1 protein-coding gene is annotated in these 371 nt (G+C 62.8%); it reads right to left on the reverse strand.

Annotated features, from left to right (window positions below; translation table 11 throughout):
• The coding region (locus C5P05_RS02130; protein ID WP_157979185.1) for an amino acid ABC transporter ATP-binding protein at nucleotides 1-371 on the reverse strand (371 nt) is incomplete at both ends.

A 371-nucleotide genomic window follows, 5' to 3' on the forward strand; every position in this document is an offset into this window, starting at 1 on the left:
TGCGCATGCTGCGAATTCAAAATCTGCCCCAAAAAGCTCCGCGTCGTTTCGTGCTGCGGGTTGCTGAAGAACTGCTGCGGCGGCGCCTGCTCGATGATCTGGCCATTCGCCATGAAGATCACGCGATCCGCCACGCTGCGGGCAAAGCCCATTTCGTGCGTCACGCACAGCATGGTCATGCCCTCTTCGGCCAGGCTCACCATGGTGTCCAGCACTTCCTTGACCATCTCCGGGTCGAGCGCGGAGGTGGGTTCGTCAAACAGCATGATCTTGGGCGTCATGCACAGGGCGCGCGCAATCGCCACGCGCTGCTGCTGGCCGCCCGAGAGCTGGCTCGGGTATTTGTGCGCCTGCTCCGGAATGCGCACGCG

Origin of the sequence: Rhodoferax ferrireducens (genome assembly GCF_003347515.1) — a bacterium.
Lineage (GTDB): Bacteria > Pseudomonadota > Gammaproteobacteria > Burkholderiales > Burkholderiaceae_C > Rhodoferax.